The organism is Asticcacaulis solisilvae (assembly GCF_017875235.1).
GTDB lineage: Bacteria > Pseudomonadota > Alphaproteobacteria > Caulobacterales > Caulobacteraceae > Asticcacaulis > Asticcacaulis solisilvae_A.
Genome location: NZ_JAGGMI010000017.1, coordinates 83,130 through 90,881, shown reverse-complemented (window position 1 = coordinate 90,881; position 7,752 = coordinate 83,130). Strand labels below are relative to the sequence as shown.

General features: G+C 64.6%; 6 protein-coding genes. All 6 read right to left on the bottom strand.

Going from position 1 to position 7,752, the window contains the following annotated elements:
* Positions 1 to 166 precede the first annotated feature (166 nt).
* Positions 167 to 709, bottom strand: coding sequence for a hypothetical protein (locus tag J2X24_RS20395; protein WP_209725569.1), 543 nt, complete (start codon positions 707 to 709; stop codon positions 167 to 169).
* Between the two features lie 10 nt (positions 710 to 719).
* Complete coding sequence (locus J2X24_RS20390) at positions 720 to 1,649, bottom strand: hypothetical protein (RefSeq protein ID WP_209725567.1); 930 nt, start codon at positions 1,647 to 1,649, stop codon at positions 720 to 722.
* A gap of 11 nt (positions 1,650 to 1,660) precedes the next feature.
* Positions 1,661 to 2,950 (bottom strand): hypothetical protein, encoded by a 1,290-nt coding sequence (locus tag J2X24_RS20385; RefSeq protein ID WP_209725565.1) that lies wholly within the window; start codon positions 2,948 to 2,950, stop codon positions 1,661 to 1,663.
* A gap of 27 nt (positions 2,951 to 2,977) precedes the next feature.
* Positions 2,978 to 3,676, bottom strand: a complete 699-nt coding sequence (locus J2X24_RS20380) for a hypothetical protein (RefSeq protein WP_209725563.1) — start codon at positions 3,674 to 3,676, stop codon at positions 2,978 to 2,980.
* A 32-nt stretch (positions 3,677 to 3,708) separates the two neighbouring features.
* Positions 3,709 to 4,923, bottom strand: coding sequence for a hypothetical protein (locus tag J2X24_RS20375; protein WP_209725561.1), 1,215 nt, complete (start codon positions 4,921 to 4,923; stop codon positions 3,709 to 3,711).
* 154 nt (positions 4,924 to 5,077) lie between these two features.
* Positions 5,078 to 7,747, bottom strand: a complete 2,670-nt coding sequence (locus J2X24_RS20370) for a zinc dependent phospholipase C family protein (protein ID WP_209725559.1) — start codon at positions 7,745 to 7,747, stop codon at positions 5,078 to 5,080.
* Positions 7,748 to 7,752 lie beyond the last annotated feature (5 nt).

Below are 7,752 nucleotides of genomic sequence, written 5' to 3'. Positions count from 1 at the left end.
CTCAAGGGCAGTTTGTTCGGCTGACGGCGCTTTGAGCATACCTCAATGAATCAGAAACCCCCGACTTACGCCAGAGGTTTGTCAGCAGTCTGAGCGGCTGTCCGAAGACAGCCGCTTTCCGCTTCGCCCGGCGGGGGGCTATGTCTGACGCGTGGAAAATGACGCGTCAGTTGCGGGCGAAGACCCATTTGGAGGCGCCGTCGGCAAGTGTCATGCGCCCCTGGTCGAGTGTCAGCCTGTAGGCCTCCCGGCTGGCGGGAAGGGCGGTTCGGCCCGTGCCGCCGCAGCTTTTCTCAAACGTTTCCGAGCCCCCGGCGACGTCGAATACCAGCGACCCGCTGGCCAGCCTTGCCTTGCCGTGTTTTTCCTGGCGGACGGTGCGGGTGCAGGTGGCATCGACCGGCTCGGTCTTGACGATCGTCCAGGTGAAACCGCCATCCGTCGCCAGCTTGAGTTCCATCCGGCGGTCGACATGGGCGGGCACGGCTTCGGTGACGACGGTCGTCTTGGTCATGGAGCCGAATCCGACCGAGCCGCCGAGGCTGGTGCCGAAGCCGCCGGAAACATTCGGCTGCAGCTTGATCTTCGACTGCAGGACCAGTTCCTTGCCGCTGCTCGACTGTGCCCAGCGGCCGGCGACGTCGCTTAAGGCCGCGGCCTGCGCGGATGCGGCGCTCAGCATGACGATACAGATGATGATGGTGCGCATGGCTGTCTCCTCAGTTCAGCGTCAGTTTCCAGTCGATGACGGCGCGAAGGGGGGCGCCGTTTTCAGGATCGCTATTGTCGATATTCTCAATGATACGCCGCCCGGTCATGACCTTGCCGCCCGCAGGAAGCTTGAGGTCCAGCCAGCGCGTGTGGCTGTCGGGGGCGACCGTGCTTGAACTATGGGTGACATAGCGCCGGGCCGTTTCCTCCACGTCCGAGCGTTGCGTCTCGACCGGGGCGGTTACCGGTACGAACAGGCTGTAGGTGCCCGCGACCGTGTCGACGACGGCGTTGAAACGGCAGTGATGGGCGCCGGTGTGGTCACCGGTATGCGTCACCGTGCCGGTTTCGGAGTAGGCGTAGGGCCTCAGGCCCGCGTCGCCTTCGCCGCCATCGAGGCGCACACCTTCGTAGCGATCATTGATGCTGGCCGTGGCGGTGGCATGGGCGCAGTCGGACGGATTGATGACCAGGAAGCGGGTCAGGTCCGGGGCGTTGATCTTCGGCATGTTGGCCGGCACAGTGATCTTGCCTTCGGCCTGCATGCGGGCGGCCTTGCCTTTCAAGGCTTCGACGAAGCAGTCTTCGTCATCGCCGCAGCGGGCTTCGGCGGCTGCCATGGCGCTGGACAGGTCGGCGATATCGGCTTCGGTGACGTTCTGCTCAGGCAATTCGCCTTCGATCGGCGGCGGCAGGCGATCGTCGATCTCCTTCCAGCCGGAGGCGCCCATGTAGTAGCCGATGACCGGCATCCGATAGGTCAGCTTGCGGTCATGGACGACCGAGCCCCGTTCGCCGCCGCGCGACCATTTGGCCGTGCCGGTATAGGTGACGGTAACCTCTATGGTGCCGGCGCGGGTGTCGCCGGGTTCGGCGGCATGCGCCGTGGCCGTAAGGCAGGTCGAGGCGAGCAATAAAACTAAGGCTTTGCGGATCATGATATGGACTTTCAGAAGCCGGTAACAGGAAATTCGAGGGTCTTGCCGCCTTCGCTCAGCGTCAGGTTCGCGGGAACGGCGCCCTCGTCAGGCATGAAGACGTAGCGGATCGCCAGCTCGGCACCAGGCTTCACGACCGGCGTGTTGTTGAATAGCGCCGCCGGTTCGACATTGGCGCGCCAGACCTGGTTGCGTTCCTGTCCCACACCCTCGGTGTCGGTCAGCACGGCCCGCATGAAGCCGGAAGTGATGTACTGCTGCGTGGTCGTGGCGTTTTTGATCGTCACAAAGACATGGACCTGACGCGTCGGATAGCCGCGCGCTTCGATCACCTTGTCCAAGCGGACGTCGAACTTGTTCAGCGACCGGTAGGCTTCCGGTGTATCGGGCTCAGGCTCGGGCTGCGGTTGTGGCTGCGGTCCGGGTTGGGGTTCAGGCTGCGGCTGCGGCTGCGGCTGCGGCTGGGGTTGCGGGGCGGGACCGCCGCCGCCAGGGTTGGGCGCGTGCGCGATGCAAATGTCCGGCGCCGGCTGGGATTCGGTCGACTTCAGCACGCCATTGAGGACACGCCTGCCGTGCACGCCGGTGCTGCCGCCGAAGCTGGCCGTCATGGCGCGGCCATCCGTTGATGGTGCCATGCTGACCCATTCGCGCACCGAGCCGGCGGCGGTCGAATACCAGGTGCCTTCAAGCCCGCGATTGTCGGCGGTCGGCTTCATGTCCATCAGGTATTGCGTGACCTTGCCGTCGTCGGAGAACATGCCGCCGACGGCATTCTCGCCGCCGACGCGGACGCGCAGCAGGCCGACCTCGGTGCACCAGTTGCCGTCAAGCAGTCTTGAGCCATGGACGTTCGACCGCGGCGGCGTATAGCCGCGCGTGCCGGTGAGTTCGACCAGGCCGCCGATATATCCTTCCGATCCGGCCGCGAACCTGTCGCCGTCGTTGAAGTTCAGGACCAGGCGGATATTGCGCTTCTGTGTCGAGGCCACTTCGCGCCAGGTGCCGGTGAGGCCCGAGGCGTCCTCGCTGGGCACCAGGTCCTCGAACACGAAGGCCGGTTCGTCCGTACCATCGCGATAGATGTGGCCGATCCAGTGGTCGACGTCGCCGGCGCCGGTGCGTTTGACGGTCATTTTACCGAGCGGCGTGGTCCAGTCGCCTTCGAAATAGCTGGCCATCAGGCTCTTGTTGGCCCGATCCTCGGGGCGAGGCGCCCAACGAACGGTTTCGGCCGCGGCGAAGGGCGCGAACGAAGACAGCGGCGCGGCGAAGGCCAGCGCCAGTCCGGCCCAGATCATATATTTCTTCATTTCCGGAACTTTCAATCAGTAGACGATGACCCAGCTGTCATTGCTGGAATATTCGTTGAGCTTGCCCCAGCAGACGAGACCGGGACGCTCGGCGCTGGCATTCGGCTTGTCGAGGCGATAGGTGAGCTGCTTGCAGCGGAAGCCTTCAACGGGGCTGTCGCTGACGACGGTCAGGGTGCCTTTCGATGCCTTGCCCTTCCAGGTCAGGCGCTCGCCGACCTTGAGATTGCCGAGCTTCTTGGCCCAGCCGTTATATTCGCCGGCCAACTCGCCGTTGAAGAAGATCTGCGTCCAGCTGTCGTAGCTGTAGCCGCCTTCGCAGTCGCTGCAGCGCACCTTGCCGAATTCATCGAAGGCGTCCTTCTTCGCCTTGATATCGGCGCTGACGGCGATGGTTCCCGGGTAGACGCCGGGCGGCGGGGCTTTCTTGGCCTTGACGCCCGGTGCGGCGGTCGGCGCCGGCGCAGGGGGAGCGGCCGTGGTCGTAGCGCGGGGCTTGGGCTTAAGGACCTGGCCCGCCTGCGGATCATCCGAAGTTTCCCGGTTCTTCGCCCCGCCGTCTGAAGATGAACCTCCGCCGTTCATGACGCTGTCAGCGGCTTTTTGCGCCATCTTTTCGGCGGCCTGCTGGGCCATCCGTTCCAGAAAAGATTCTGCGAAGACGGGCGTGGCCATTGTCCCGAGGCACAGAGCAAGGGTGAGGGTGCGAAGCATGATAAGATTCCTGAAATACGGAAATGATTGGATCAGAAGGCGAATTCGGCCTTGTGTTCGCCTTCCATCACCATGATGCTGGTGAGGGTGACGCCGCGGTGGCGATCGAAGATATATTTGGCCTTGATCTCATGGCCCGGCAGTACGACGGGCGGAGGAGAGCCGAACAGCTGCGCCGGTCCCGGGACGGCGCGCAGGCCCTGGCCGCTGCGTTGCGTCAGCCCGTCGCTGGTTTCAAAATAGACCCAGACATCGCCAGTCTGGAGCAGAGTCTGTGTCCCGGCATTGCGCAGGGTCAGGTAGACGTGGGTCAGCCGGTCGTCGCGCGGGTTCTCGACCTTGTCGATCCGGACGTCCCATCGGCCTAGCGGTGCGAAGCCGTCAGCTGCGGAGGCTGGCTCGGAGGGCGCAGGCGTATGAGGCACGGGTGCAGGTGTCGCGGGCGTCGGCGGCGCGGGCGTTTGCGGCACAGGGTTTGGCGGGGGCAGGGTTTCGGCGCCGGCCTCTCCTTCGCTGCTGCCCGCGCGCTGTCCACGCCATGCGCCGTAGGTCGTATCGCCCGCCAGGGTGCCGCCAAAACTTGCCTTGCCTGGCAGCAGGGTCATGCGCGCTTCGCCGCCCACGACGGGCGGATCGCCCACGCTTTGCCAGAAGCCAACCAGGGTGTCGCCGTCGGTCTCGTAGCGGTCGGTGGCGCCACGGAACAGAAGCTCGCGGCGCGTTTCCTTTAACCCGCTGGCCGCGGGCACGCGATACGTACCCACCATGCGGCCCTGCTCCATGAACAGCTTGAGCGTTCCGCCGTGGACGGTCCATTCGCCCAGCCAGTCCTTGTATTGAGCGGGAACGGCGGTTTCGGTCCCGGGCGTCGCTTTCAGGGTAGAGGTGAAGTTACGGCCGCTCGGCAAGCCTTCGACGACCACCCGGTCGTTGACAAAGCTGACCTTCCAGCGGCCGCCCTGCCAACGGTCATTATAAGCGCCGATATCCTCCCATTCGCCTTCCATCGCGGTTTTTGTCGCATTGGGGGTGAGGCGCGCGTTCAGCCGGCGTTTGGTTCCGTCTCCCTTGGGTACATAGGCATCGGCGTAGACCACACCACCGGAGACAGTTCTGAAGGTGACGCTTACCTCTTCGTTCTCCCAGGTGCCGGGCAGGCGTACGGCGGTCCAGGTCAGTTCGATCTCCGCATCCCGGCCATAGACGCGGCCAAGGCCACCGATCTGAGCGTGACTGATGGCGGGCATAAGGGCAGTAAGGGCGGCAGTGAGGCAAAGGGCTGGGACGCGCATGGGTTATGACGTGTGTAAAGTTGTTGATGAGGGTGGAATAGGCGGGTGCGCCGTCACACGTGCATTGAAGGTCCAAAGACTTTGCAACAGTTGTGACGGCGGCTTTGTTTTAGAAGGCGAACTCAGCCCGGTACTCGCCTTCGGTCACCGTGATCCCCGTGATGGCGGCGCCCCGCACGCGGTCGAAGACGTACTTGGCCTTTATGGTCTTGCCCGGAAAGACGGTAGGCGTGCCGCTGAACAGTTGCGGCGGTCCGGGGATGGCGCGCACGCCCTGGCCGCTGCGTTGCGTGGCGCCGCTGGTATCCTCCAGATAGACCCATACCTCGCCGGTCTGGTACTGCACCTGGGTGCTGGCGTTGCGCAGCGTCACATAGACATGGGTCAGGCGGTCGTCGCGCGGGTTCTCGACCTTGTCAATGCGCACATCCCACTTGCCGAGCGGCTGGAAGTCGTCTTCAGGCGGTTGCGGCTGAGGCGCCGGTGGTTGCGGCCGCTGAGCGGGCTGCTGCGGTCCTGGTTGCTCGGGCACCGGTGCCTGGGGCTCGGTCGGCTGCGGCTCCGGTGCTTCGTGGGCCGGCGGGTTGAGGATGCGTGTGCCGGTCAGCTCGGCCAATCCGCCGATGTAACCCTCAGCCCCGCCGGCGAACCTGTCGCCGTCATTGAGGTTCAGAACCAGCCGGATCGCGCGTTTCTGTGTTGAGCCCGCCTCGCGCCACGTGCCGGTCAGGCCGGACGCATCGTCGCTGGGCACCAGGTCCTCGAGCACAAATCCGGCCTCGTTCCTGCCCGCGCGATAGATATGACCGATCCAGTGATCGACATCGCCTTCGCCGGTACGCTTTATACGCAGGCGGCCCAGGTCCGTTGCCCAGTCGCCTTCGAGATAGCTGGCCATCAGGCTCCTGTTGCCGCGGTCTTCAGGACGCGGGGACCAGCGCGGTTCCTTGACGGGGGGCGCCGGCTGCGGCGCGGGTGCTGTGGGGGCAGGCGTTGCGGGCGCCGGGCCCGACGCAGGTCCGGCCGCCGGGATTTCCGCTTCACCGATCTGGGCGAGGAATAGACGGTTATAGGCCGCCGCACCGTTACCCGCGAAGGCCGCCTGCGGAGACGCCTTGCCACGCGGAGACGCAAGTCCCTGCCACTGGTTGCCCGCATCGAGCGAGCGTACCCAGCCCAGCATGTAGTTGCGTGGCGCCGCACCCATCTCCACGCCCTTCGCCTTTAGCGCCGCCTGAAGCTGCCGCATGCCGGCATCGCCGAGAAACAGGAGCTTGGTCAGTTGCAACGTGTTGAAAGCCGGCGGCAGGTCTTCGATTTTCCATTTCAGGCTCGGCTTGCCGTAGCCATCGTCGTCGATCTTCAGTTGCTCGCGGTTGAAGGTCTTCAGGTCGATGCGGTGCTCGACGCTGCCGCTGTGGCCGCCACCGGGCACATTCATGATCTCGTCGAAGTGCGCTTCGGGGTTGGTCATGTAGTGCGCCCACTCGTCGGGCGACTTGCCGGTCAGCCCCTTTATGATGGCGTCGAGCGGTGCCATCAGCAGTTCATTGAGGAACTCGGCGATAACCGGCGGGACGATGGCGCTGACAGCGTTCGATATGGTCCGGGCGGTGATGATGACGGCATCCGGGATGCCGACCATGGAGTACATGTGGTCGGAGACGTATTTCGACAGGATGTCCTTGGCGCGGCCCATGTCGCCGCCAGCCTCGTTATAGACGATGGCCTTGGCGACCTCGTGGCTGACTGCGGGAAAGGCCTTGAGGCCCGCATCAATATCGGCGATCCACGCCTTCTTGTATTCAGCCTGGACGCCATTGGCGGCGGCATAGGCGAGGCGCGCCGGGCCGCTTAAACCGAGGCGCGTGCGCTCGTAGTCATCGACCTCGGCCTGGAGCTGATTACGCTTTTCCGAGAAGATGAACGGGATGGAACGGCCTGTGCCTTCGCCCTTCATGAGCTTGGTCATCATGATGCTGCCAGGCTTCGCGACGGTCAGCTCGTCATAGATGAAGCCTTCGACACCCGCGATGCTGGTGTCTTCTTGGGTGATCGGCAGGCGGATGTTTTCATAGACGATCGGGTCGTTGGTCGTATCGGGATCGAGCCCCAGGTCGTCGCGCTTGCGCGGATTGCGCGGCCCGCCGCTGACCCGTTGACGCGTGGTCGTCGCGCTCATGGTCTGGGGCGTGCGCTTGCCGATATAGCCTTCGAGCACCAGGTGCTTGACGGCATTCGTTGGGTCCGGGACCAGCATGAACTCGCCGCCGGCATAGTGGTTGACATAGGTGTGGGCAAAGACGTCGCCGGCGGCGTGGGTCAGGTAGCCAATGGTAAAGGCCCGGACCTGCGGCGTGGCGCCATTGACGAAACCACGCTCCCACAGGTGGGTCAGCCAGGCGTTCGATCCGCCCGCGGTGCCATCGATGGCGTCGGCTTCCTCGGGGTGGATGATCTGCTGGCCTGTCAGGATGTCCGGATAGGCGTCCGGCCCCAGGACCCCGGCGCGGAACTGCTTTTGTCCAGCCTTCAGCGCCGCCAGGATGTTCGGATCGACGTCGAACTCGCCAAGCACGCCGATAATGCGGCCCGTCGCACGGTCGGTCTCGTAGAGCGTCACCTTGCCGTTGTCGAGCGCGTCGCGCAGCGCTTCCTCGGCGAGATAGATGTGGGTCTTCGGCTTCCAGGCATAGGCCGGTTGCGTCGGCGCCGTGAGCGTCAAGACGGCGACCGCCGCCATAAGTTGCGCGCGCAGCCGGGAGGATTTGCGTTGCATGGTCG